A 24,109-nucleotide genomic window follows, 5' to 3' on the forward strand; every position below is an offset into this window, starting at 1 on the left:
AGTCGCAATTGCATGCCCCAACGAATCGATAAGACATGGCTTCCCCTACCGATTCCGCCGAAACCACGCACCGCAGCGAGGCGAAGCCGCGCTGGACCGAGCGCCTGCACGGGCTCGGCCCCGTCATCGGGCTGGTGCTGCTGTGCATCGCCGGCACGCTGCTGAACGGCGACTTCGCGACCCTCGACAACGCGATGAACGTGCTCACGCGCACGGCCTTCATCGGCATCATCGCGGTGGGCATGTGCTTCGTGATCATCTCGGGCGGCATCGACCTGTCGGTGGGTTCGATGGCGGCGCTGATCGCCGGCAGCGTGATCATGTTCATCAACTGGGCCGGGCCGGCCTCGGGCTCGCCGCTGCTGGCGGTGGTGATGGGCGCGGTGCTCGCGGTGGTGCTCGGCGCGGTGTTCGGGCTGGCGCACGGGCTGCTCATCACCAAGGGGCGCATCGAACCCTTCATCGTGACGCTGGGCACGCTGGGCATCTTCCGCGCATACCTCACGTACTTCGCCGACGGCGGCGCGCTCACGCTCGACAACGACCTGTCCGATCTCTACGCGCCCGTGTACTACGCGAGCCTCGCCGGCATCCCGGTGCCGGTGTGGGTGTTCGTGATCGTCGCCGTCGTGGGCGGCCTCATCCTCAACCGCACGGCCTACGGCCGCTACGTGCAGGCCATCGGCTCGAACGAGCAGGTGGCGCGCTACGCGGCGGTGGACGTCGACCGCGTGAAGATCCTCACCTACGTGCTGCTCGGCGTGTGCGTGGGCATCGCGACGCTGCTGTACGTGCCGCGGCTGGGCTCGGCCTCGCCGACCACCGGCCTGCTGTGGGAGCTGGAAGCCATTGCGGCGGTGATCGTCGGCGGCACGGCGCTCAAGGGCGGCGCGGGCAGCATCACCGGCACGGTGGTGGGCGCAATCCTGCTCTCGGTCATCAGCAACATCCTGAACCTCACCAGCATCATCAGCGTGTACCTCAACGCGGCGGTGCAGGGCTTCGTGATCATCATCGTGGCGTTCCTCCAAAGAGGCAGGAGATGAACTCTCCCCAAGGCTTCGCGCGTTTCGTGCCGCTGCGCCGCCCCCTCGACAGGAGCAACACCGGCGGCCCGTCGAAGCCGGTTCCGCGGCGTGGCGCGAACCGGTCATCGGCTCAGTTTTCCGTTCCCGTTCCCTCATCAACCACAAGGAGACATCCAGCATGACGACTTTCACCCGACGCCTCGCTCTCACGGCGGTTGCCGCCGCAGCGTTCGCCAGCCTGCCCGCGCTCGCCGCGGAGAAGGTCAACCTCGGCGTTTCGATTCCCGCGGCCACGCACAGCTTCATGGGCGGCATCAACTACTGGGCCAACCAGGCGAAGAAGGACCTGGAGAAGGAACACAAGGACCTGAAGATCACCATCAAGACGGCAGCCAACGCGCCCGAGCAGGCCAACCAGCTGCAGGACCTCTCGACGGTCACCAAGATCAACGCGCTGGTCGTGTTCCCCTTCGAGTCGGCCGCGCTGACCAAGCCGGTGGCCCAGGTCAAGGCCAAGGGCGCCTACGTGACGGTGGTGGACCGCGGCCTCACCGACACCAGCGCGCAGGATGCGTACGTGGCCGGCGACAACACCGCCTTCGGCAAGATCCCGGCCGAATACATCGTGAAGCAGCTCAACGGCAAGGGCAACGTGGTGGCGCTGCGCGGCATCGCGACCACGCTGGACAACGAGCGCATGGACGCCTTCAACGCGGTGCTCAAGAGCAGCCCCGACATCAAGCTGCTCGATGCCAAGTACGCCAACTGGAACCGCGACGACGCCTTCAAGGTCACGCAGGACTACCTCACGCGCTTCAAGAACATCGACGCCATCTGGGCCGCCGACGACGACATGGCCGTGGGCGTGCTCAAGGCCGTCGAGCAGGCCAAGCGCGACGACATCAAGATCATCTTCGGCGGCGCGGGCGCCAAAGGCATGGTCAAGACCATCATGGACGGCAAGGACCCGCGCATCACGGCCGACGTGAGCTACTCGCCCAAGTTCATCTACGACGCGATCAAGCTCACGGCCGAGGCGCGGCTGAAGGGCGAGAAGCTGCCGGCGACCACGATCATTCCTTCGGTGCTCATCACCAAGGAAAACGCCAAGGACTTCTACCACCCCAATTCGCCGTTCTGATGTTCTGAAGCGGCAGGCCCGCCTTGCTCCCTCTCCCCCTGGGGGAGAGGGTTGGGGTGAGGGCCAGCGGTGCCGGCGAAAACGGTGCGTGCGCAAGTGCCGCCACCCTCACCCTAGCCCTCTCCCCAAGGGGAGAGGGAAGAGTTTCCGGAAACGCCGAGACGATCGATGACAGACACACCTCCTCGCAAACTGCGCTACGCCATGGTCGGCGGCGGCCGCGACGCCTTCATCGGCGCCGTGCACCGCAAGGCCATGGCGCTCGACGGGCAGATCGAGCTCGTCGCGGGCGCGCTCTCGTCCAGCCCCGAGAAGGCGCGCGCCTCGGGCCGCGACCTCGGCCTGGCCGACGGGCGCAACCACGGCGACTGGCAGGCGCTCCTGGCCGACGAGCTGAGGCGGCCCGAGGGCGAGCGCATCGACTTCGTGTCGATCGTCACGCCCAACCACGTGCACTTTCCGGTGGCTCAGGCCTTCGCCGAAGCGGGCTTCCACGTGGTGTGCGACAAGCCGCTGGTGCACACGCGCGAGCAGGCCGACGCGCTGGTCGCCACCGTCGCGGAGAAGGGCACGGTCTTCGGCGTCACCTACAACTACACCGGCTACCCGATGGTCCGGCAGGCGCGCGAGATGGTGCGCTCGGGCCTGATCGGCGAGGTGCGCAAGGTCGTCGTCGAATACAACCAGGGCTGGCTCGCGAGCCATGTCGAAGCCGGCGGCGGCAACAAGCAGGCCGACTGGCGCACCGACCCCGCACGCAGCGGCGCTGCGGGCGCCATCGGCGACATCGGCTCGCATGCCGAGAACCTGGTGGCCACCGTGACCGGCCTGCGCATCGAGAGCCTGTGCGCCGACCTCGGCGCGCTGGTGCCGGGACGCATGCTCGACGACGACGGCAGCCTGCTGCTGCGCTTCGAGGGCGGCGCGCGTGGCGTGCTGGTGGCCTCGCAGATCAACACCGGCCTGGAGAACGACCTGCGCCTGCGCGTGTCGGGCACGCTGGGCACGCTCGAATGGCACCAGGAGCAGCCGAGCCGGCTGGTGCACCTGCCGCACGACGGACCGCTGCAGGTGCTCACGCGCGGCGCGCCATGGCTGTGCGAATCCGCCAAGCGCGCGAGCCGGCTGCCGGCGGGGCACCCGGAAGGCTTCATCGAGGCCTTCGCGAACGTGTACGCGGGCGTGGCGGCGGACATCCGCGCCAGGATCGCGGGCCAGCCGGCCGATCCGCTGGCGGCCGACTACCCGCGCGTGGAGGACGGCGCGCGCGGCGTGCGCTTCATCGAACGCACGGTGGCTTCGGCGAAAAGCGAATTAAAGTGGACGCCCTGGTAGCGCGCGGCGCGCTGCCCGGGCTTCCATGACACCTCCCGCGTCCGACGCCACGTCCTCCACCTCTTCTTCGTCGTCTTCTGCAGCATCGCCTCCATCGATGCTGCCGCCATGGCTCGCGGGCCTGTGGAGGCGCTGCATCACGCTGTTCCCGCTGAAGCTGGTCGGCAACACCGTCGCCACGCTCGGCTTCTTCCCGCTGTACTTCTGGATCATGAGGAACGCGGGCCAGGCCTGGGTGCTGCCCCTCACGCCCATCGACGGGCTCATCGCCTTCTGGCCATGGCTGCTGCCGGTGTATCTCTCGCTGTGGGGCTACATCGCGCTGCCGGTGCTGCTGGCCCGGGACATGCGCGAGCTCGTCGGCTTCTCGCTGGGCTGCGCGGCGATGACGCTGCTGGCGCTGCTCGTGTTCTGGTTCCTGCCCACGGCGATTCCCAACTTCGCGGTCGAGACCACGCCCGGCACGTCGCTGCAGTTCCTCAAGATGGTCGACTCGGCGGGCAATGCCTTTCCGTCGCTGCACGTGTCGTTCTCGGTGTTCACCTGCGTGGTGCTGGCGCGCCAGCTGCGGGCGGTGGGAGCGCCGGCCTGGCTGCGCGCCATCAACGTGGCCTGGGCCGTGGGCATCGTCTATTCGACGATGGCGGTGCGCCAGCACGTGCTGATCGACGTGCTGGGCGGCCTGGCGCTGGGCGTGGCTTTCGGCCTCGCCACGCGTGAGCGCGCCGCGGCGGCCGCACCGGCGTAGGCCGATCGCGGTATTCCGGCGCGGCGGTGCGCACGGTACAACCCGGGCTTCGCCACTCGAAGGAACCGGAGACCGCCATGAAGATTCGCCTGTGCGCCGTCGAAGCCGACATCGGGGCCTGCATCGCGGCCTTCCTGGCCGCCGGCTTCGTCGCTGCGCCCGCGTGGGCGCTCGACTTTCCCTCGCGCAAGCCCGGCCTCTGGGAGATTCGGACCCAGGCCGGCGAAGCCGCGGGCAAGGCCGCCGGCCCCGGCGGCGCCCACACGGTGCAGCAGTGCATCGACGCCGCCACCGACAAGGCGCTGCGCGACATGGGCCAGGGCATGGGCAAGGACATGTGCTCGAAGCAGGCGCTGAGCTCGGACGGCGGCAAGCTGGTCATGGACTCGGTCTGCAAGATCGGCAACACGGTGGCCACCTCGCACGCCGTGATCAGCGGTGACTTCCAGACCGCCTACCGCATGGAGAGCAAGTCCACCTACAGCCCGCCGCTGATGGGCCGCGCCGAAGGAACGAGCGCCATGGAGGCCAGGTGGCTCGGCCCCTGCAAGGCCGACCAGAAGCCGGGCGACATGGTCATGCCCAACGGCATGAAGATGAACGTGCTCGACATGATGAAGAACGGCCCCAGGCGCCCCTAGCGTTCCGGGTCGGGCCGGCGGGTAGGCGCCCGCCCACAACGCTTTGCGCCCGGCGCACGGCGGCGCAGAAGCCCGCCAGCGCCTACGATGGCGGGCCATGCCTCCCGCAAAGCAGGAAGAAGACCTCCTCGTCGTCGCCAGGCCCGAGGGCCTGTACTGCCCGCCCGGCGATTTCTACATCGACCCGTGGCGGCCGGTGGCGCGCGCCGTCATCACGCATGCGCATTCCGACCACGCGCGAGCCGGGCACGGGCACTACCTCGCGCACACCGACAGCGCCGGCACGCTGCGCGCGCGCCTGGGCCGCGACATCGCGCTGCAGACGCTGCCCTACGGCGAGGTGATCGAGCACCACGGCGTGCGCGTCTCGCTGCATCCGGCGGGCCATGTGCTGGGCTCGGCGCAGGTGCGGCTCGAGCACGGCGGGCGCGTGTGGGTGGCCTCGGGCGACTACAAGACCGAGCCCGACGGCACCTGCCCGCCGTTCGAGCCGGTGCCCTGCGACACCTTCATCACCGAATCGACCTTCGGCCTGCCGGTCTACCGCTGGCCCACGCAGCCGGTGCTGTTCGCGCAGATCGACGCATGGTGGCGCGCCAACGCCGAAGCCGGCCGCGCCTCGGTGCTGTTCTGCTATGCCTTCGGCAAGGCGCAGCGCATCCTGCACGGCGTGGACGCGAGCATCGGACCCATCGTCGTGCACGGCGCGGTGGAGCCGCTCAATGCCGTCTACCGGGCGGCCGGCGTCGCATTGCCGCCCACCTTGCGCGTGGGAGACGAAGGCGTCGATGCCGCACTGCTGAAGCGCGCGCTGGTGCTCGCGCCTCCTTCCGCGCAGGGCTCGCCATGGATGAAGCGCTTCGGCAACTACGCCGACGCCTTCGCCAGCGGCTGGATGCAGCTGCGCGGCGCGCGCAGGCGGCGCGGCGTGGACCGGGGCTTCGTGATGTCCGACCACGCCGACTGGCCCGGCCTGCAGCAGGCCATCGCCGGCACCGGGGCCGAGCGTGTGTTCGTCACGCATGGCAGCGTGCAGGTGATGGTGCGGTGGCTCACCGAGAACGGGCTCGATGCGCAGTCCTTCAGGACCGAGTACGGCGATGAAGATGATCAGGAGACTCCCTCCTCCTCCTCCTCTGGGGGCGGGCAGGGGAGAGGGCAGGCGGCGCTCGACGGGGAGGCCGAGAGCCCCCATCCCAACCTTCCCTCAGAGGGGGAAGGAGAGATGCAGTGAAGGCCTTCGCCGCGCTGTACCACGAGCTCGACGCCAGCACGTCGAACCTCGCCAAGCAGGCCGCATTGCAGCGCTACCTGCGCGAGGCCGACCCGGCGGATGCGGCCTGGGCCGTCTATTTCCTCGCGGGCGGCAAGCCGCGCCAGCTGGTGCCCGTCAAGCTGCTGCGGCTGCTCGCGCAGGAGGCGGCGGGCCTGCCCGAGTGGCTGTTCGACGAGAGCTACGACGCGGTGGGCGACCTGGCCGAGACCATCGCGCTGCTGCTGCCGCCACCCACCGACGCGCACGACCTGGGCCTTGCCGCATGGGTCGAGCAGCACCTGCTGCCGCTGCGCGACGCCGCGAAGAACGCGCCCGACGAGCTTGCCGACCGCCTGCGTGCGCAGTGGCGGCAGCTCGCGCCCGAGGAGCGGCTGGTGTACTTCAAGCTCATCACCGGCGCGTTCCGCGTCGGCGTGTCGAAGCTGCAGGTCACGCAGGCGCTCGCGGCCGTGGGCGGCATCGACGCCAAGCGCGTGGCGCAGCGGCTCATGGGCTACACGCACATCGGAGGAAGGCCGCGGGCCGCCGACTACCAGTCGCTCATCGCGCCCGAGTCGGGCACCGAGCAGGAGCAGAAGACCAGCGGCCAGCCCTATCCCTTCTTCCTTGCGCATCCCTTCAACCTGCCGCTGGAGCAGTTCGACGCGGTGCTGGGGCCGCCCTCGGACTGGATCGTCGAATGGAAGTGGGACGGCATCCGCGCGCAACTGGTGACGCGCGCGGGCACGGTGTGGGTGTGGTCGCGCGGCGAGGAACTGGTGACCGAGCGCTTCCCCGAACTCGCCGCGCTCGGCGAGGCGCTGCCCGACGGCACGGTGCTCGACGGCGAGATCGTCGTCTGGCGCGAGGGCCGCGTGCAGCCCTTCGCCGAGCTGCAGAAGCGCATCGGCCGCAAGACGCTCGGCGCCAAGCTGCTGCGCGACATACCGGTTGTGCTGCTGGTCTACGACATCCTCGAATGGGAGGGGCGCGACCTGCGCGCGCTGCCCCAGTCGGAGCGCCGCGTGCTGCTCGACGAACTGGTCGGGCGCATGGACCACCCCTCGCTGCTGCCCAGCCCGATGCTCGCCGGGGCCGACTGGCCCGACCTCGCGCGGCAGCGCGAGGCGGCGCGCGCCATGGGCGTGGAAGGGATGATGCTCAAGCGCCGCGACGCGCAGTACGGCGTGGGCCGCACCAAGGACGTGGGCGTGTGGTGGAAGTGGAAGATCGATCCGCTGAGCGTCGACGCGGTGCTGATCTACGCGCAGCGCGGCCACGGCCGGCGCGCCAGCCTCTTCAGCGACTACACCTTCGCGGTGTGGGACGGCCCGCCCGGGCAGGAAGACCGCAGGCTCGTGCCCTTCGCCAAGGCCTACTCGGGCCTCACCGATGCCGAGATGGCGCGCGTGGACGCGATCATCCGCAAGACCACCGTGGAGAGCTTCGGCCCGGTGAAGAGCGTGAAGCCCACGCTGGTGTTCGAACTCGGCTTCGAAGGCATCGCGCGCAGCACGCGGCACAAGAGCGGCATCGCGGTGCGCTTTCCGCGCATGCTGCGCTGGCGCGAGGACAAGCCGGTGGAAGAGGCCGACACGCTTCAGACGCTGGCGGCGTTGTTGCCCGAATGAGCAGCGATCCAGAAGCCCCGTCTTCACTCCCTCCCCTTCGGGGGGAGGGCAGGGGTGGGGGCACGCGGCGTATCGAGAAGGCGCTGCCCGTCGACGGCCGCCTGCCCCCATCCCGACTTTCCCCCGAAGGGGGAAGGAGCAAGGCAGTCAAGGCCGCCCTCGATGCATGGTTCGCCGAGCGCGGATGGAAGCCCTTCAAGTTCCAGCGCGAGGTCTGGAAGGCGATCGCCGATGGCAGGTCGGGCATGCTGCATGCCACCACCGGTGCGGGCAAGACCTATGCAGTGTGGCTCGGTGCGTTGCAGGCCTTCGTGCGGGCGCGCAAGACGGCCGCGTCGGCGAATGAGCTGTCGGATGCGCGGCCGAACGCCCGGTCCGTTGCCGATCCGCTCACCGTGCTGTGGCTCACGCCGATGCGCGCGCTGGCGGCCGACACGCTGAGGGCCCTGCAGCAGCCGCTCGAAGCCCTGGGCGCCCGGGTGCATCCATGGAGCGCCGGTGCGCGCAGCGGCGACACCACGTCGGCCGAGCGCAGCGCGCAGAACCAGCGCCTGCCCACGGTGCTCGTCACCACGCCCGAGAGCCTTTCGCTGCTGCTCGCGCGCGCCGATGCACGCGAGGTGCTCGGGCATGTGCGCATGGCGGTGGTCGACGAGTGGCACGAGCTGCTGGGCAACAAGCGCGGCGTGCAGGTGCAGCTTGCGCTCGCGCGGCTGCGGCGCTGGAACCCGGGTCTCGCGGTCTGGGGCATGTCGGCCACGCTGGGCAACCTGCACGAGGCGATGCATGCGCTGCTGGGCCATGAGGACGGCGTGCTCGTGCAGGGCCAGGTGCCGAAGAAGCTCGTCATCGATTCGCTGCTGCCCGGCGTGGCCGAGCGCTTTCCATGGGGCGGGCACCTGGGCCTCACGATGCTGCCGCAGGTGATCGAGGAGATCGCAGCGAGCAGCACCACGCTGGTCTTCACCAACACGCGCTCGCAGGCGGAGATCTGGTACCAGGCGATGTTGGAGGCCAGGCCGGAGTGGGCGGGCCTCATCGCGCTGCATCACGGCTCGCTCGACCGCGAGGTGCGCGAGTGGGTAGAGCTGGGCCTGAAGAGCGGCGAGCTGAAGGCTGTGGTCTGCACCTCCAGCCTCGACCTGGGTGTGGACTTCCTGCCGGTGGAGCGCGTGCTGCAGATCGGCTCGCCCAAGGGCGTGGCGCGGCTTCTGCAGCGCGCGGGCCGGTCGGGCCATGCGCCGGGGCGGCCGTCGCGCATCACGCTCGTGCCCACGCACAGCGTGGAGATGGTGGAAGGCTCGGCCGCGCGCACCGCCATCGCGGCCGGGCACATCGAGGCGCGCCATTCGCCCGAGCAGCCGCTCGACGTGCTGGTGCAGCACCTGGTGACGGTGGCGCTGGGCGGCGGCTTCGTGCCCGACGACCTGTACGAGGAGGTTCGGGGAACGGCCGCCTACGAGAACCTCTCTCGCGAGAACTGGCAGTGGTGCCTGGAGTTCGTGGCGCAGGGCGGACCGTCGCTCGCGGCCTACCCGGACTACAAGCGCGTGGTGCCCGATGCCGAGGGCGTGTGGCGCGTGCCGGATGCGCGCCTGGCGCGGCGGCACCGCATGAACATCGGCACCATCGTGAGCGACGCGAGCATCTCGGTGCAGTACCTCGGCGGCTCGAAGATCGGCAGCGTGGAGGAGAGCTTCGTCGCGCGCATGAAGCCTGGCGACTGCTTCCTGTTCGGCGGCCGCCTGCTCGAACTCGTGCGCATCCACGACATGACGGCCTGGGTGCGGCGCGCCAGCGGCAAGCGGGCTGCGGTGCCGCGCTGGGGCGGCGGGCGCATGCCGCTGTCGAACACGCTGGCAGACGCGGTGGTGCAGCAGCTCGCACAGGCCGGCGAAGGGCGCTACGACTCTCCCGAGCTGCAGTGCGTGCGCCCGCTGCTGGAGATTCAGCAGCAGTGGTCGGCGCTGCCCACGCCGCAGACGCTCCTGGCCGAAACGCTGAGCACGCGCGAGGGCTCGCACCTGTTCCTCTACCCCTTCGCGGGCCGGCATGTGCACCTCGGGCTCGCGAGCCTCCTGGCGTGGCGCGTCGCGCAGCACGAGGCCCGCACCTTCTCGATCGCGGTCAACGACTACGGCTTCGAGCTGCTGAGCGCGACCGAGGTCGACTGGCCGGCGCTGCTGCCGCAGGTGCTGACGCTGCCGCAGGGCGAGGGCGAAGACCAGCGCGCGGCGCTGCTGCACGAGGTGCTGGCATCGCTCAACGCGGGCGAACTGGCGCAGCGGCGCTTTCGCGAGATCGCGCGCGTCTCGGGCCTCATCTACCAGGGCTATCCGGGCGAGAAGCGCAGCAGCAAGCAGCTGCAGGCTTCGTCGTCGCTCTTCTGGGAGGTGTTCCGCAAGTACGACCCCGGCAACAGGCTGCTGTTGCAGGCCGAGCAGGAGCTGCTGGCGCAGGAGCTCGAGATCGGCCGCCTGCGCGCAAGCCTCGAGCGCATCACCACGCAGCGGCTGGTGCTGAAGCCGCTCGTGCGGCCCACGCCGTTCTCGTTTCCGCTGATGGTGGAGCTGTTCCGCGAGAAGCTGTCGAACGAGAACGTGGCCGACCGCATCGCGCGCATGGTCGAGCAGCTCGAGAAGGCCGCGGGCGGTGTGGTCACGGCAGGCGGCGTGGAGCGGGTGAAGGGGACGCTCGCCTTCGGGCAGGAAGGACCGGGCAAGCCGCCGAAGCCGGTGGGCCAGCGGCGCGACCGCAGGCGGCCGTCGCGGCCCTCAAGGCCGCTGCCGCCGCTCTGATGCGAGGTTCAGCCCGCGCCGTGCGCCTTCACCCAGCGCACGATGTCCGCTGCGCCCATCGCGCCGGCCTGCCGCGCCACCTCGCGGCCGCCGCGGAACAGCGCCAGCGTCGGGATGCTGCGGATGTTGAAGCGAGCGCCCAGGGCGGGCACCGCCTCGGTGTCGACCTTGGCCAGCCGCACGTGGGGCTCCAGCTGGGCGGCCGCCTGTTCGTAGGCCGGCGCCATCTGCCGGCAGGGGCCGCACCAGGGCGCCCAGAAATCGACCAGCACCGGGATCTCGTTGCGGGAGATGTGGCGCTCGAAGGTGGCGGCGTCCGCCAATGCCGTCGAATGGCCGGTGAACAGCGGGCGGTGGCAGCTGCCGCAGTCAGGCGCGCTGCCCAGCTGCGCCGCGCGGACGCGGTTGGTCGTGTGGCAGTGCGGACAGACGATGTGCAGCGGTGGGGATTCGGTCATTGCAGGCAGATGGGGGCTCTGGAGGGCCTTTGCAAGGCAATCGCAGGTTTTGCGACACTGGCCGGGTGAGATCTCCAGATACAGATACATCCACCTCGCCGCTCGTCGTCCACTGGGCGGGCGAACTGCTGCACCTGCTGCCCCAGCGGGCGCTCTGGTGGCCCGGCCAGCGGGTGCTCTTCGTGGCCGACCTGCACCTGGGCAAGGCCGCGACCTACCGCGCGCTCGGCCAGCCGGTGCCCGGCGGCACCACGCAGCAGAACCTCGCGCGGCTCGACGCGCTGATCGAAAGGCATGCGCCCGGCCGCATCGTGTTCCTGGGCGACTTTCTCCACGCGGCGCAGGCGCGCACGGTGCTCGCCGCCGTCGGGCCCTGGCGTGCGCGCCATGCGGCCGTCGCCATGACCCTGGTGCGCGGCAACCACGACAGCCGCGCCGGCGATCCGCCGCCGGAACTCGGCATCGAGGTGGTCGACGAGCCCTTCCTGCTGGGCCCCTTCGCCTGCTGCCACCACCCGCAGACGCATGCCACGCACTTCGTGCTCGCCGGGCATCTGCATCCCGTCTGCAGGCTCCACGGCCGGGGCCGCGACAGCGTGCGGCTGCCCTGCTTCGCAAGCGACGGGCAGCAGGCCGTGCTGCCGGCCTTCGGCGAGTTCACGGGCGGGTGGCTGATGGAATCGGCGCCGGGGCGGCGCTTTCATGCGGTGGGCGGCGATGCCGTCTGGGCGCTGCCTGTCCAAGAGTGACTTTTGCTCCTTCCCCCTCTGGGGGAAGGCTGGGATGGGGGCAGGCAGGGCGCCCAGTGCGGACGCCGCGTGCCCCCACCCCCGCCCTCCCCCAGAGGGGGAGGGAGGAAGAAGGTCAGAGCACGACCGGCTCGTCGGGCAGCTCGTTCACGTCGAGCTCGCCTTCGGCCAGCGGGAAGTGTTCCACCAGCACCGCGGAGATCTCTTCCAGCGCCTGCGTGAGCCCGTCCTCGAAGCGGCCCTCGCGGAAGGCGGCGCTCATGCGCTGTGCCATCGCGGCCCATTCGGCGTCGTCCACGTGCGCGTCGATGCCGCGGTCGGCCACGATCTCGATGGCGTGTTCGGCCAGCAGCAGGTAGATGAGCACGCCGTTGTTGTGTGCCGTGTCCCATACGCGCAGCTTGCCGAACAGCGTCACGGCACGCTCGCGCGGCGGCGCGTGGCGCCACAGGTACGACATCGGCAGGCCGGCCTCGACGCAGATGCGGATCTCGCCGCTGTGGCGCCGCTCGCTCGCCGTCACGCGGTGCGCAAGGCGCTCCAGCGCAGCCGGAGGAAGCGTGCGCCGGACCTCGGATTCGTCGATCCAGCGGTGGCGCCAGATGCGGCCCAGCTTCGCGAAGAGGCCCGCGTCGTTCGGTTCGGTGTTCGTGGTCCGCATCGTGTTCACCAGTCCCCCGACGCGCCGCCGCCGCCGAAATTGCCGCCGCCGCCGGAGCTGAAACCACCGCCTCCGCCGCCACGGCCACTGCTCCAGCCACCCCCGCCGGAACTCCAGCCGCCACCTACACCGCCGCCAGGCCTTCCCGTGCCCGCGACCAGCGACACGATGAGCGCCACGAAGCCCGCGATCACCGCGATGACGATGCTGGTGGTGATGAAGAACACGACCACCCCGACGCCGCCGCCCACGACCATCGTGCCCAGCTTCTTGCCGAGGACGGCGCGCGCGATCGGCGCGCCGACGAAGACGCCCACGAACAGGAAGATCGCGAGGTTCTCCCAGTCGAAACCCTCGTTGCCACTGCCGCCGGAGTTGCGCGAGGGCTCGGGCAGCGGCTCGCCGTCGACCAGCCCGATGAGCCGGTCCACCGCCGCGTTGAGCCCGCCCGCGAAGTCGCCGTTGCGAAAGCGCGGCTTCATCTCCTCGTCGATGATGCGCGCGGCCGCGAGATCGGGCACCGCGCCTTCGAGCGCCTTGGCCGTCGCGATGCGCATCTTGCGGTCGTCCTTGGCCACCACCACCAGCAGGCCGTCGCCGACGTCCTTGCGGCCGACCTTCCAGGCGTCGCCCAGGCGCTGCGTGTAGCTGGCGATGTCCTCGGGCGCGGTGGTCGGCACCATCAGCACCACGATCTGCGAGCCCTTGCGCTGCTCGAAGGCCGCGAGCTTGGTCTCCAGGCCGTTGCGCTGCGCGCTGTCGAGCGTGCCGGTCTGGTCGATCACGCGCGCCGTGAGCGCGGGAATCGGCAGCAGGCTCTGCGCCAGCGCACCACCTGCCGCCAGCAGCATCCAGCCCGCGACCAGCGCCGCCAGCAAGCGCGCGCCCCATTCCAGGAACACCGCGGATCCGGCTTTGCCGGTCCGCCGGTGTTGCCCCCGGCGAGGGGGTTGGCGAAGTGACACGAAGTGCACGAAGCCTGGGGGAGTTACTTTTTATTCGGGCTGAAGTCGACCGTGGGCGGGGTCGAGATCTGCGCCTCGTTCTGCACCGAGAAGTTTGGTTTCGGCGCATAGCCGAAGATCTTCGCCGTGAGGTTGGTCGGGAAGCTGCGCGCGAGCACGTTGTACTCCTGCACGCTCTCGATGTAGCGGTTGCGCGCCACGGTGATGCGGTTCTCGGTGCCTTCCAGCGTCACGCGCAGGTCGCGGAAGGCCTGGTTGGCCTTCAGGTCGGGGTAGCGTTCCGACACCACCATCAGCCGCGACAGCGCCGAGGACAGTTCGCCCTGCGCCTGCTGGAACTTGTTGAAGGCCTCGGGGTTGTTGAGCGTCTCGGGCGTCACCTGGATCGAGGTGGCCTTGGCGCGCGCCTCGACCACCTTGGTGAGCGTGTCCTGCTCGAAGCTGGCCTCGCCCTTGACGGTGGCCACGATGTTCGGCACGAGGTCGGCGCGGCGCTGGTACTGGTTGAGGACCTCGCTCCAGGCCGACTTGCTGGCCTCGTCGAGGGACTGGAACTGGTTGTAGCCGCAGCCGCTCAGGGAAACGACCGCCGCAAGGATCAGGAACCAGCGCTTCATCATCATTTGCATTACCTCCGCAGAAGATGCGGAAGGTAGCATAGGCGGCTCCATGGCCCTTGATCCGCTGCAAGCCCTGCAAGCCGCCAACCGTGCGGTATTGCCCGTTGCCTCCTCCGCCTTCGGCACGCTGCTGATCGCGGGAGCGACCGGTGCGCTGGGTGCCGAGCTGCTGCGCCGGCTGGCGGGCAGCCACCGCCATGCGCACACCCGCGTGCTCGCGAAGGAGCCGATCCGCGACGGGCTGCGCGGCGTCGAGACCTACCTGAGCCCCGGTCTGCCCATTGCGCAGTGGCCGCCGACCTCGGCCCACACCGCCATCATCGCCTTCGACCCGCCGCGCCTATACCACGACCGCGAGCGCGCGCTGTGGGTGCCCGAGCCCTCCGACCTGCCCGAGCTGGCCCGCTGGCTGCGCTCGTGCGGCGTGCAGACGCTGGCCATCGTGCTGCCGCACGACCAGGGCCGGCTGCCCGAGGCGCTCAAGCGCGGCCTGGCCAGCCTCGACGAGCAGGCGGTGGTGGCCTGCGGCTTCGAGCGCGTGATCCTCGTGCGCTCGGCGCGCAAGCCGGCGAATGCGAAGCTCGCCAACCCCTTCGAGCGCGTCGCTGCCTGGATGCTGTCGGTGGTGCGCTTCATGGTGCCCAGCAGCGAGCAGCCGGTGCGCGCGGCCAAGGTGGCCGAGCTGGTCGACGTGACGCTGCGCATCGCGCCGCCCGGCGTGCACGTGGCCGCGCCCGAGATGGTGTGGCGCGCGTCGCAGGGCGACATGGAGGGCGCAGCGCGCGCGTGGCTCCGGCCCTAGGCCTCAGCCGAAGCGCAGCGAGCGCAGCCCCACGGTGCGATCGACGCAGATCACCGCCACCAGCGTGACCACGATGCTCACCGTCGACACGGCTGCGGCCGTCGGGTCGAAGTCCCAGCGCAGGTAGTCGAACAGCTGCAGCGGCAGCGTCGTCATGCCGATGCCCTTGAGCAGCAGCGACATGTTGAACAGGTCGAACGAGATCACGAACGCGAACAGCGCGCCCGTGATGATGCCCGGCTTGATCAGCGGCAGCGTCACGCGCACGAAGGCGCGCCACGGCGATGCGCCCAGGCTGCGCGCGGCCTGCTCCAGCGTGCCGTCCTGGTTGTAGAGCGCCGACGCCACGTTGGTGAACACATAGGGCAGCGTGACCAGCACGTGCCCCACCACCAGCCCGAACATCGTGCGCGTGCCGATGCCGCTCGCGTACAGGAAGAACAGCAGCGCGATCGCCGTGAGGATCTCGGGCAGCATCAGCGGGAGCATCAGCATCATGCGCAGGCCCTCGCGCAGCCGCGTGGCATGGCGCACCACGTAGAGCGCGCCGGCCACGCCGATGACGCTCGAGCACACCGTCGCGATGGCCGCCACCTGCAGCGAGGTGCCGATGGCGCGCATGAAGGCTTCGTTGGCGAAGAGCGCGCCGAACCAGCGCAGCGAGATCCCCTGCGGCGGGAAGGTGAGGAACTCGCCCGCGTTGAGGGACATCAGCACGATCACCGCGATCGGCAGCAGCAGGAACACGTAGACCGCGCCGACGTAGGCCAGCCCAATGGCATCGGCCGCACGCGCGGCCAGTGGCTTGCGCTTCATCGTCATTGCAGGCCTTTCATGAAGCGCCCGGTGAGGCGGGCGTACAGCCACACGGCCACCATGCCGCAGGCCGACAGCACCAGTGCTTGCGCCGCGCCGGCGGGCCACTGGAAGTTGTCGATCAGGTTCTGCACCACCAGCACCGACATCGTCTTGACCTGGGCGCCGCCGAGCATCACCGGCGTCACGTAGGCGCTGAGCGTGAGCACGAAAACGAGGATGGTGCCGGCCTGTATGCCGGGCCACGACATCGGCAGAACGAGCCGCCAGAACACCTTCAGCCGGGAGGCTCCGAGCGAGCGCGCCGCCTGTTCGAGCGTCGGATCGATGCTCTGGATCACACCCACCAGCGGCAGGATCATGAAGGGCAGGAACACGTGCACCAGCGCGATCGTCACGCCCAGCCGGTTGTTCATGAGCTGCAGGGCCGTCGATATCAGCCCGAGATCGATCAACGCCCGGTTGATGACACCGTTGCCCGACAGCAGGATCAGCCAGCCGAAGCTGCGCACCACCACGCCCACCAGCAATGGCGACAGCACCAGCACGTACAGCAGGCCGCCCCAGCGCGAACGCGTGCGTGCGAGGTGGTAGGCGACGGGGTAGCCCAGCAGCAGGCAGATCGGCACCGTGGTGACGCCGAGCAGCAGCGTGTCGGCCAGCACCCCGAGGATGTAGCCGTCGCCCAGCGCGTTGGCGTAGTTGGCGAGCGTGAAGCCCGCGCCATAGGGCGCGCCCACGGCGGTGGGCCGCAGGCTCATGCTGATGATGTTGAGGTACGGCAGCACCAGGAAGACGCCGATCAGCACCAGCGCGGGAGCGATCAGCCAGAACGCGCCCCGGCCCGGGCGTCCCTTGCGTGCCCTGCGTCCATGGAGCCGGTCGGCGCCGTGCACCGGTGCCTCGGCCGTCATCACGGCATTCATGGCGCAGCCGCGATGATCCAGGCGTGGCCCGGGTCGAAGGCGAAGGCCGCCTCGGCTCCGGCCTCTGCGCGCTGGCCTGGCGAGGTCTGCACCAGCAGGCTCTGGCCGCCGGCGCACTGCACCATGTGCTCCACCGTGCTGCCGAGGAAATAGGCCGACTGCACCAGCCCGGCGTAGGGGCCGTCGTTGCGCCAGCGGATGGCCTCCGGACGGATCGTCACGTGCACCGGCTGGCCCGTCGCCAGCGGCTGGTCGTGGCTTGCCGGCACGCTGCCGAGCGCCGTGCTCACGCGGTAGGTCGGGTACGGGCCGGGTTCGTCGGTGAGCCCTTCGACGCGGCCTTCGATGAGGTTCGAGCGGCCGATGAAGCGCGCCACCTCCACGCTGCGCGGACGCATGTAGATCGCCTCGGGCACGTCGAACTGCAGCAGCCGGCCGCCGAGCATCACCGCCACGCGGTCGGACATCACCATCGCCTCCGACTGGTCGTGCGTGACATACAGGGTGGTGATGCCCACGCGCTTCTGCAACTCGCGGATGAACACGCGCATGTCTTCGCGCAGCACCGCGTCCAGGTTGGCGAGCGGTTCGTCGAGCAACAGGAGCCGCGGCTCGATGACCAGCGCGCGTGCCAGCGCCACGCGCTGCTGCTGGCCGCCCGAGAGCTGGCGCGGGTAGCGCTCGGCCATGGCGGTGAGCTGCACCATCGCGAGCACGTCGTCGATTCGGCGCTTGCACTCGGCCTTGCCGATGCCCCGCATCTCCAGGCCGAACGCGAGGTTGCGCCACACCGTGAGGTGCGGGAACAGCGCGTAGTTCTGGAACACCATGCCGATGTCGCGCTTCTCCGGCGGCAGGTCGGTGATGTCCTCGTCGTTCAGGCGCACGCGGCCTTCGTCGGGAAACTCGAACCCGGCCACGCAGCGCAGCGTGGTGGTCTTGCCGCAGCCGCTCGGGCCCAGCAGCGAGATGAACTCGCCTTCCTCGGTCTTCAGGTCGAGGTGCGCAATGGCCGGTGCCGGCGCGTTGTCGAAGCGCTTGCGCAGGCCGTCGAGCGACACCCGCGTGGTGCGCCGGCCGGTCGCCGTGCGGGTGGGGGCGGACGCGCTCACTTCATCTCCCGGTTCCAGCGGTCGGTGATGGCCGCGACCTGCGGATTGACCTTGGTCCAGTCGAACTGGAAGATCGACTTCATGCGCTCACCGCTCACCGGCACGTCCTTGGCGAGCTCGGGCGACAGCCTGGAGCGCACATTGGTCGGCGAGGTGAAGAATTCCTTGGCCATCATCTCCTGCACGTCGGCGCGCAGGATGAAGTCGAGATACTTGTAGGCCTCTTCCTTGGCCGGCGCATTCTTCAGCACGTTGAACGACTGCTCGAAGGCCAGCACGCCTTCGGTGGGCACGACCATCTCCACCGGCACGCCCTTCTTCTGCAGCGCCACGATCTCGGGGAAGTCGATCACCGCCACCGTCACGTCGCCGCGCGTGAGCATGGTCGAAAGCGTTCCGCTCCAGTCCGCCTGCGTGAACGGCAGCAGCTTCTTGATCTCGACGAAGGCGCGGTCGATCGCGTCCTGAGAGCCGCCGTAGAGCTTGGCCGTCATCAGCAGGAACAGCATCGCGGCCGTGTTGCCGATCTGGTAGAGGCCGATCTTGCCCTTGAACTCGGGGTTGCTCCACAGGTCCGACCACGACTTGGGCGGCGTCTTCACCAGGTCCTTGCGATAGCCGATGCCGATGGTCGAGACGATGCCGCGCACCCCGTTGTCGTCCGGGTTGCGCAGGATGGGGTACGCGTTCGCGAGGTTGGGCACCTTGGCCGCGGGAATGGGCTCGAAGTAGCCTTCGGCGCGCACCAGGCTCGCGATGTTCTCGTTGACCATCAGGATGCTGTAGGGCGGCTTCGCGGCACCTGCCGCGCGCAGGTTGGCGACGAAGTTCTTGCCCAGGCCCACGTCGAGCGTGGTGTCCACGCCGGCCGACTTCGTGAACATCGGCATCAGGTCGGAGCGCCAGAATTTCTCCCAGCGCCCGCCGTAGGTGTTGACGACGAGACTCTGCGCGGCGAGAGACATGCCGGGCATCGCGAGTGCGGACGTGCCGGCCGCAGCCGCCATGGCTTGCAGGCAGTCGCGGCGGGAGAAGTTTTTCATGGTGGAGGTCCTGGGGAAGATGGAAGAAGAGGCCGCTCAGGCGTTGGCCTGCTTGCGGTAGGCGTAGTTCTTGTCGAGGCGCTCGAGCAGGTACTCACCGTAGGTGACGGGCTCGTAGCGCGGGGGATGCTGCGCGTCGGTGCAGGTGGGCAGGCACTCGATCAGCGCGTCCATTCCGGGGTCTAGGAAGTAGGGCAGCGAGTAGCGGTCGCCTCCCGAGCGGTTGATGACCCGGTGCGGCGTGGACACGAAGCGGTCGTTGGTCCAGCGTGCCAGCATGTCGCCGACGTTCAGCACGTAGGTGTCGGGAATCGGCGGCGCCTCGATCCAGTCGCCGCCGCGCGGACGCACCTGCAGGCCTCCGGAATCGTCCTGCGCGAGCAGCGTGATGATTCCGTAGTCGGTGTGCGGCGCCGAGCCCATCTGGTCGTCCTCCACGGGCGGCTGCGGCGGATAGTGAAGCGCGCGCAGGAATGTGGTCGGGCGCTCGAAATGGTGGTCGAGCGCGTGCGCCTCCAGGCCGAGGCTCATGGCGATCAGGCGCACGATGTAGCGGCCCAGCGCGTCCACTTCGCTCACGTACGCGGTCATCGCGGGCTTGAAGCCCGGCAGCCACCCGGGCCACTGGTTCGGGCCCTGCATCGGCAGGCCGGCGAGCAGGCCCGGGTCGTCGGGCGGCAGCTCGTGCATGAGCATCAGCGATTCGCTCATGTTGGGCCGCGTGACCTTGGCCACCGACGAGGTCACGATGGTCGAGGTGGCCATGCCCATGTAGCCACGATGAAAGGCGTTGATCGCGAGCGAGCGCTTCTGCTCGAGCGTGGAGGCGTGGAATTCGCGCGAAGCCGCGAAGGCCGCGTCCCGCGTGGCGCGCCGCACGGTGTGGCCCGAGATGTAGGCGAAGCCGATGGTGCTCAGCGCTTCGTGCAGCTGCAAGGCGGAAGTCTTGGCCGCGGGGGTGCTCGGGTCGAGGTTGCCGCCGAGGTCGACGAGGGGAATGGAGTTCGGCATCGGGCGTCGGATCTCAGGAAAGGGATGGAGAAGGAGAAGAGCCATGGCAGGGCGCGCCGCCCCATTGGTCGAGCAGCTCGCGCGAGTCCATCACCAGCCCCAGGTGCAGCGACACCATCGCCAGCGCCGCGCCCTCCAGGTGCGCGTCGGTGCCGCGCACCAGGTCGCGCAGCACGATCACGCGGTAGTTGCGGTTGCTGGCGTCGAAGGCGGTGTTGAGCACGCAGCAGTCGGTGAAGCCGCCGTCGAGCACCACGGTCTCGATGCGCTGGTTGCGCAGCAGGAAGTCGAGGTCGGTCGGATAGAAGGCCGAGAGCCGGCGCTTGCCGTCCACGCGCATGTCGCCGGGCTCCACGCGCGTGACCCACTCGGTCCACCTCGAGCCTTCGATGGCGTGCGCGTCGGCGTTCGGGATCTCGCCCACGTGCAGCGGGAAGGTGCGCCGCCATGCCGACGGAATGCCGTTGATGTCGTCCACCCCGCCGGGCCGCAGCACCGACCTGACGTGCACGATGCGCACGCCCAGCGCGCGCACCGTGTCGTGGAAGCCGTCGATGGGCGCCACCACGTCGCGCGCACGCGGCGCGGGGCAGGGGCAGTCGGGGCTGTCGTCGAGGTGGCCGCGGTGCATGTCGATGGAGACGACAGCGGTGGTGACGGGATTGAGGTAGTCGGCGAACTTCGCCGCGTCGAGCTCGCGCTCTTCGTTGTAGACCCAGGCCTTCATCGGCGCTCTTCTCTCACGTAGGGTTGGCCCAGCGCGCCGGGCTCTTCATCGGCGCCGCGCCGCGAGAGCGCGACCCACACCATCACGCCGAGCGTCACCGCATACGGCGTCATCATCACGAAGTACTGCGGCAGCTGCACGCCGGCGGCGGCCAGCTGGGGAATCAGCGCCTCGATGCAGCCGAAGAGCAGCGCGCCGACGAGCGCCTTCCACGGCGACCAGCGCGCGAAGATCACGAGGCCCACGGCGATCCAGCCGCGGCCGCCGGTCATGCCGGCGATCCACAGCTTGGTGCTGACCACCGAGATGTAGGCACCCGCCAGCCCCACCAGCGCCGAGCCCGCGAGCACCGCCGCGAAGCGCCATGCCGTCACGCGGATGCCCGCCGCGTCGGCCGCCTGCGGGTTCTCGCCCACCGCGCGCAGCCGCAGGCCGGCCGAGCTGCGCGCGAAGAACCACGCCACCGCGCCGAAGATCGGCAGCGTGAGCCACACCATCGCGTTCTGCTCGAAGATCCGGCCCACGCCGGCCAGCATCGACAGCGGCCACAGGCCCATCGTGCCGATGCCTTCGGTCGCATGGTTGGTCCACTCGGCCATCGAGCCCACCAGCGCGGTGAGCCCCTGGCAGAAGAACACCAGCGCGAGCCCGGCGATCACCTGGTTCACGCGCAGCCAGATCACCATCACCGCGAACAGCACCGACACCACGCTGGCAGCCAGCATCGCGAGCACCAGCGACACGGCCGGCTGGCCGATCACGATCTGCGCGCCGATGCCGGCCAGCGCGCCGACCAGCATCAGTCCCTCGGCGCCGAGTGCGAGCACACCCGCGCGCTCGCAGATGATGAGACCGAGCGCGGCGAGCGCATAGGGCACCGCGAAGTCCGGCGTGCTCGCGAGCCAGTTGAGGACGATGCCGCCGTTCATTGCACGGCCTCCCCGCCCACGCGGCGCAGCCGGTGGCGGATGAAGAAGTCGCTCGACGCCACGCACACCACGATCACCGCCTGGATCAGCTGCACCATCGAGAACGGCACCTGGTAGAACACCTGCAGGCTGCGCCCGGTGACGAAGAGCGCCGCCACCAGCAGCGCCACCACCGTGGCCGCCAGCGGGTTGTTGCGCGCGAGGAAGGCGATGAGGATGCCCGAGAAGCCGTAGCCCTGGTAGAAGGCCTGCGTGAGGCGGCCTTCCTGCCCCGCTGCCACCGCGAAGCCCGCGAGCCCGGCCATCGCACCCGACAGCAGCACCGCGCCGTAGATGGTGCGCCGCACAGGCACGCCGCTGGCGTGCGCCATGCGCGGGTTGGCGTCGACGAAGCGCAGGTACAGGCCCATGCGGCTCACGCTCGCGAGCCACCACGCCAGCAGCGCGACGACGCCCGCCAGCAGGATCGAGCTGCCGATGCCCGCGCCCAGCTCGGGCAGCCGCTCGAAGGCGCGGAACTGCGGCGAGTAGGGGAAGTTGTCCTTCGGGTCCTTCCAGCTGCCGTAGACCAGGTGCAGCAGGAAGTTGGCTGCCATGTAGTTGAGCATCAGCGTGGAGATGATCTCGTTCACGCCGAGCTTGAGCTTGAGCCACGCGGGCCCCAGCACCCACATCAGCCCGCAGCCGATGGCAGCGGCGAACATGAGCGGCAGGCGCAGGCTCTCGGGGCCGATCTGCCACATCGAGATGGTGGTCGCGCCGATGGCGCCCCAGATCATCTGGCCTTCGAGCCCGAGGTTCCAGAAACGCGCACGGAAGGCGACGCAGCCCGCGAGGCCGACGAGGATCATCGGCGCGGCCTGGAAGAGCACGGCGCGGAAGTTCTGGCCGTCGAAGAAGGTCTGCGTCACGAACTCGTTGGCGAGCTCGTCGGCGGGTACGCCCGCCGCGATGAGGATCGCCGCCGAGATCGCGAAGCCCGCGAGCAGCGCGGCCGCAAGGATCAGCGCCTGCCAGCGCCACGGCATGTGCTGGCGGATCTCGAGCGCGTAGCGGCGGCGTGCCAGCGGTTGCACGGGCTGCACCGTGCGCGGCACCTCGTGCGCGACGGCAGCAGATGCCTTGGAAGCCGTGGAGGATGTGGAAGAGGGAGCTGCCATGTCGGCCATGAGGGATGCGTCAGCCATGGTCCACCATCGCCTGTCCGATGGCCTGCCGGTCCGCGGGCTGCGCGAACTCGCCGGCGATACGACCGCGCGTCATCACGCCGACGCGGTCGGCGAGCTGCAGCACCTCGTCGAGGTCCTCGCTGATGAGCAGCACCGCCGCGCCGCTGTCGCGTGCAGCGCGCAGCCTGGCGTGCACCTCGGCGCTGGCGCGCACGTCGAGCCCGCGGCTCGGGCTGTGCGCGAGCACCAGCGTGGGCGACTTGCCGAACTCGCGCGCCAGAACCAGCTTCTGCGCGTTGCCGCCCGAGAGCAGCGCCGCCTTCTGCGCGACCGAGCGCACGCCCTGCACATCGAAGGCGCGCACCGCTTCCTGCGTGTCGCTCTGGATGCGGCCGCGGCGCAGGCGCCACACGGGGCCGTAGCGGCCGGTGTGCACGCGGCCGATGGCGTAGTTCTCGGCCACCGAGAGGCCGCCCGCGAGCGCGAGCCCGTAGCGGTCGGCGGGAATGGCTGCGATGCCGATGCTCCGGCGCACCGAGGCGGGCATGGTCTTCAGGTCGCCATGGCCTTCGAGCCGCATCTCGCCTTCGGTGGGTTCGCCGTCCAGGCCCATGATCGCGCCCGCCAGCTCGCCCTGTCCGTTGCCGCCCACGCCGGCGAGGCCGTAGATCTCGCCGGCATGCAGTTCGAGGTCCACGCCGTCGAGCACGCGGCGGCCCTCGGGCGAGGCCGGCGTGCGCAGCCCGCGCACCGAAAGGCGCACCGGCCCGCGAGGCGCCGCCGAGGGCTGGAAGCCCTGCGCGGCGATCGATTCGCCCACGGTGAGCTTCACCAGCTCGGCCACCGACGCTTCATCCGGCTTCAGCGTGGCCACCGTGCGGCCGCCGCGCATCACCGTCACGCGGTCGGCGTAGGTCTTCACGTCGGCCATCTTGTGCGTGACCAGCACCACCGCCGAGCCCTTGCGCGCCAGGCCCTGCACCGTCTGCAGCAGGCGCGCAGCCTCCTGGTCGGTCAGCACGGCCGTCGGCTCGTCCAGGATCAGGATGCGCGCGCCCGCCAGCAGCACCTTGAGGATCTCCACGCGCTGCTGCTCGGCGACCGACAGCGCATCGACGCGCTTCGACGGATCGATGTCGAAGCCCAGCTCCGCGGCCTTGTTGCGGATGTCGCGCGTGATCTCGCGCAGCCGCTCGCCATGGCTCTGGAACTCCGCCGGCGGCGGCGCGGTGAGCAGGATGTTCTGTGCCACCGTGAAAGGCCGCACCAGCTTGAAATGCTGGTGGACCATGCCGATGCGGTGCTTCGCCGCATCCCGCGGCCCGGCGAATCGCACCGCGTTGTCGTCCACCAGCAGCTGCCCGGCTTCGGGCGCGTAGAGCCCGGCCGCGATGTTCATCAGCGACGACTTGCCTGCGCCGTTCTCGCCGAGCAGCGCGTGCACCTCGCCCCAGCGCGCTGCGAAGTGGGCGTCGGTCAGTGCCGCGAAGCCGTCGAAGGACTTGCGGATGCCGGTGAGTTCGAGCGCGTTGGGCATGTGCGGC

At 69.8% G+C, this 24,109-nt stretch carries 23 protein-coding genes; 10 read left to right on the plus strand and 13 right to left on the minus strand.

Annotation, left to right across the window (positions count from 1 at the left end; translation table 11 throughout):
- Positions 1–35: 35 nt before the first annotated feature.
- The 8 genes from ACTJLF_RS22715 (at position 36) to ACTJLF_RS22750 (ending at position 10,577) form a co-directional block, all read left to right on the plus strand.
- On the plus strand, positions 36–1,046 hold the full coding sequence (locus tag ACTJLF_RS22715) for an ABC transporter permease (protein WP_019657631.1): 1,011 nt from the start codon (positions 36–38) through the stop codon (positions 1,044–1,046).
- A gap of 160 nt (positions 1,047–1,206) precedes the next feature.
- Entirely contained in the window at positions 1,207–2,169 is a 963-nt protein-coding gene (locus tag ACTJLF_RS22720) for a substrate-binding domain-containing protein (protein ID WP_019657630.1), read from the plus strand.
- A gap of 168 nt (positions 2,170–2,337) precedes the next feature.
- Positions 2,338–3,504 carry a Gfo/Idh/MocA family protein gene (locus tag ACTJLF_RS22725; RefSeq protein ID WP_440883951.1) on the plus strand — a complete coding sequence of 389 codons (1,167 nt, stop codon included), beginning with the start codon at positions 2,338–2,340 and terminating at the stop codon, positions 3,502–3,504.
- Between the two features lie 25 nt (positions 3,505–3,529).
- A complete protein-coding gene (locus tag ACTJLF_RS22730) occupies positions 3,530–4,252 on the plus strand; it encodes a phosphatase PAP2 family protein (RefSeq protein WP_440883952.1) in 723 nt (240 codons plus the stop codon).
- 77 nt (positions 4,253–4,329) lie between these two features.
- Positions 4,330–4,893, plus strand: a complete 564-nt coding sequence (locus ACTJLF_RS22735; protein WP_440883953.1) for a DUF3617 domain-containing protein — start codon at positions 4,330–4,332, stop codon at positions 4,891–4,893.
- Between the two features lie 97 nt (positions 4,894–4,990).
- Complete coding sequence (locus tag ACTJLF_RS22740; RefSeq protein ID WP_132755159.1) at positions 4,991–6,127, plus strand: ligase-associated DNA damage response exonuclease; 1,137 nt, start codon at positions 4,991–4,993, stop codon at positions 6,125–6,127.
- A complete protein-coding gene (locus ACTJLF_RS22745; RefSeq protein ID WP_126185933.1) occupies positions 6,124–7,779 on the plus strand; it encodes an ATP-dependent DNA ligase in 1,656 nt (551 codons plus the stop codon). The genes ACTJLF_RS22740 and ACTJLF_RS22745 overlap by 4 nt, the downstream gene beginning before the upstream one ends.
- The gene (locus tag ACTJLF_RS22750; protein WP_440883954.1) at positions 7,776–10,577 is read left to right on the plus strand and encodes a ligase-associated DNA damage response DEXH box helicase; all 2,802 of its coding nucleotides are present in this window, start codon (positions 7,776–7,778) and stop codon (positions 10,575–10,577) included. The genes ACTJLF_RS22745 and ACTJLF_RS22750 overlap by 4 nt, the downstream gene beginning before the upstream one ends.
- An 8-nt stretch (positions 10,578–10,585) precedes the next feature.
- On the opposite strand, the gene trxC is transcribed toward ACTJLF_RS22750, so the two are convergent.
- The gene (gene trxC / locus ACTJLF_RS22755) at positions 10,586–11,035 is read right to left on the minus strand and encodes a thioredoxin TrxC (RefSeq protein ID WP_019657623.1); all 450 of its coding nucleotides are present in this window, start codon (positions 11,033–11,035) and stop codon (positions 10,586–10,588) included.
- A gap of 65 nt (positions 11,036–11,100) precedes the next feature.
- Between trxC and pdeM the strand changes: the two genes are divergently transcribed.
- Positions 11,101–11,784, plus strand: a complete 684-nt coding sequence (gene pdeM, locus ACTJLF_RS22760) for a ligase-associated DNA damage response endonuclease PdeM (protein ID WP_126185930.1) — start codon at positions 11,101–11,103, stop codon at positions 11,782–11,784.
- A 115-nt stretch (positions 11,785–11,899) separates the two neighbouring features.
- Here pdeM and ACTJLF_RS22765 read toward each other — a convergent pair whose 3' ends face one another.
- From ACTJLF_RS22765 to ACTJLF_RS22775, 3 genes are all read right to left on the minus strand, one after another.
- Entirely contained in the window at positions 11,900–12,445 is a 546-nt protein-coding gene (locus tag ACTJLF_RS22765) for a TPM domain-containing protein (protein WP_145761572.1), read from the minus strand.
- Between the two features lie 5 nt (positions 12,446–12,450).
- Positions 12,451–13,296, minus strand: coding sequence for a TPM domain-containing protein (locus ACTJLF_RS22770; protein WP_145761631.1), 846 nt, complete (start codon positions 13,294–13,296; stop codon positions 12,451–12,453).
- A 137-nt stretch (positions 13,297–13,433) separates the two neighbouring features.
- Entirely contained in the window at positions 13,434–14,033 is a 600-nt protein-coding gene (locus ACTJLF_RS22775; protein ID WP_019657619.1) for a LemA family protein, read from the minus strand.
- Between the two features lie 46 nt (positions 14,034–14,079).
- Between ACTJLF_RS22775 and ACTJLF_RS22780 the strand changes: the two genes are divergently transcribed.
- Positions 14,080–14,832, plus strand: a complete 753-nt coding sequence (locus ACTJLF_RS22780) for a hypothetical protein (protein WP_019657618.1) — start codon at positions 14,080–14,082, stop codon at positions 14,830–14,832.
- A 3-nt stretch (positions 14,833–14,835) separates the two neighbouring features.
- Here the strand turns inward: ACTJLF_RS22780 and ACTJLF_RS22785 are convergent, their stop codons facing one another.
- From ACTJLF_RS22785 to ACTJLF_RS22825, 9 genes are read right to left on the minus strand one after another with little or no spacing between them, the layout of a single operon-like run.
- Positions 14,836–15,648: an ABC transporter permease gene (locus ACTJLF_RS22785; RefSeq protein WP_157773815.1), complete on the minus strand. Its 813-nt coding sequence runs from the start codon at positions 15,646–15,648 to the stop codon at positions 14,836–14,838.
- Positions 15,649–15,650: 2 nt separating this feature from the next.
- A complete protein-coding gene (locus ACTJLF_RS22790) occupies positions 15,651–16,574 on the minus strand; it encodes an ABC transporter permease (protein ID WP_440883955.1) in 924 nt (307 codons plus the stop codon).
- On the minus strand, positions 16,571–17,686 hold the full coding sequence (locus tag ACTJLF_RS22795; RefSeq protein WP_019657615.1) for an ABC transporter ATP-binding protein: 1,116 nt from the start codon (positions 17,684–17,686) through the stop codon (positions 16,571–16,573). The genes ACTJLF_RS22790 and ACTJLF_RS22795 overlap by 4 nt, the downstream gene beginning before the upstream one ends.
- The gene (locus tag ACTJLF_RS22800; protein ID WP_440883956.1) at positions 17,683–18,729 is read right to left on the minus strand and encodes an ABC transporter substrate-binding protein; all 1,047 of its coding nucleotides are present in this window, start codon (positions 18,727–18,729) and stop codon (positions 17,683–17,685) included. The genes ACTJLF_RS22795 and ACTJLF_RS22800 overlap by 4 nt, the downstream gene beginning before the upstream one ends.
- 36 nt (positions 18,730–18,765) lie before the next feature.
- The gene (locus ACTJLF_RS22805; RefSeq protein WP_184607337.1) at positions 18,766–19,740 is read right to left on the minus strand and encodes an isopenicillin N synthase family dioxygenase; all 975 of its coding nucleotides are present in this window, start codon (positions 19,738–19,740) and stop codon (positions 18,766–18,768) included.
- 13 nt (positions 19,741–19,753) lie between these two features.
- The gene (locus tag ACTJLF_RS22810; protein WP_440883957.1) at positions 19,754–20,467 is read right to left on the minus strand and encodes a cysteine hydrolase family protein; all 714 of its coding nucleotides are present in this window, start codon (positions 20,465–20,467) and stop codon (positions 19,754–19,756) included.
- The gene (locus ACTJLF_RS22815; RefSeq protein WP_354325217.1) at positions 20,464–21,396 is read right to left on the minus strand and encodes an ABC transporter permease; all 933 of its coding nucleotides are present in this window, start codon (positions 21,394–21,396) and stop codon (positions 20,464–20,466) included. Before ACTJLF_RS22815 ends, ACTJLF_RS22810 begins: the two co-directional genes overlap by 4 nt.
- On the minus strand, positions 21,393–22,583 hold the full coding sequence (locus ACTJLF_RS22820; RefSeq protein WP_440883958.1) for an ABC transporter permease: 1,191 nt from the start codon (positions 22,581–22,583) through the stop codon (positions 21,393–21,395). The genes ACTJLF_RS22815 and ACTJLF_RS22820 overlap by 4 nt, the downstream gene beginning before the upstream one ends.
- The gene (locus tag ACTJLF_RS22825; RefSeq protein WP_145761576.1) at positions 22,576–24,102 is read right to left on the minus strand and encodes an ABC transporter ATP-binding protein; all 1,527 of its coding nucleotides are present in this window, start codon (positions 24,100–24,102) and stop codon (positions 22,576–22,578) included. The genes ACTJLF_RS22820 and ACTJLF_RS22825 overlap by 8 nt, the downstream gene beginning before the upstream one ends.
- Between the last annotated feature and the right edge of the window lie 7 nt (positions 24,103–24,109).

It is taken from the genome of Variovorax sp. 22077, from assembly GCF_052044195.1.
Lineage (GTDB): Bacteria > Pseudomonadota > Gammaproteobacteria > Burkholderiales > Burkholderiaceae_C > Variovorax > Variovorax atrisoli.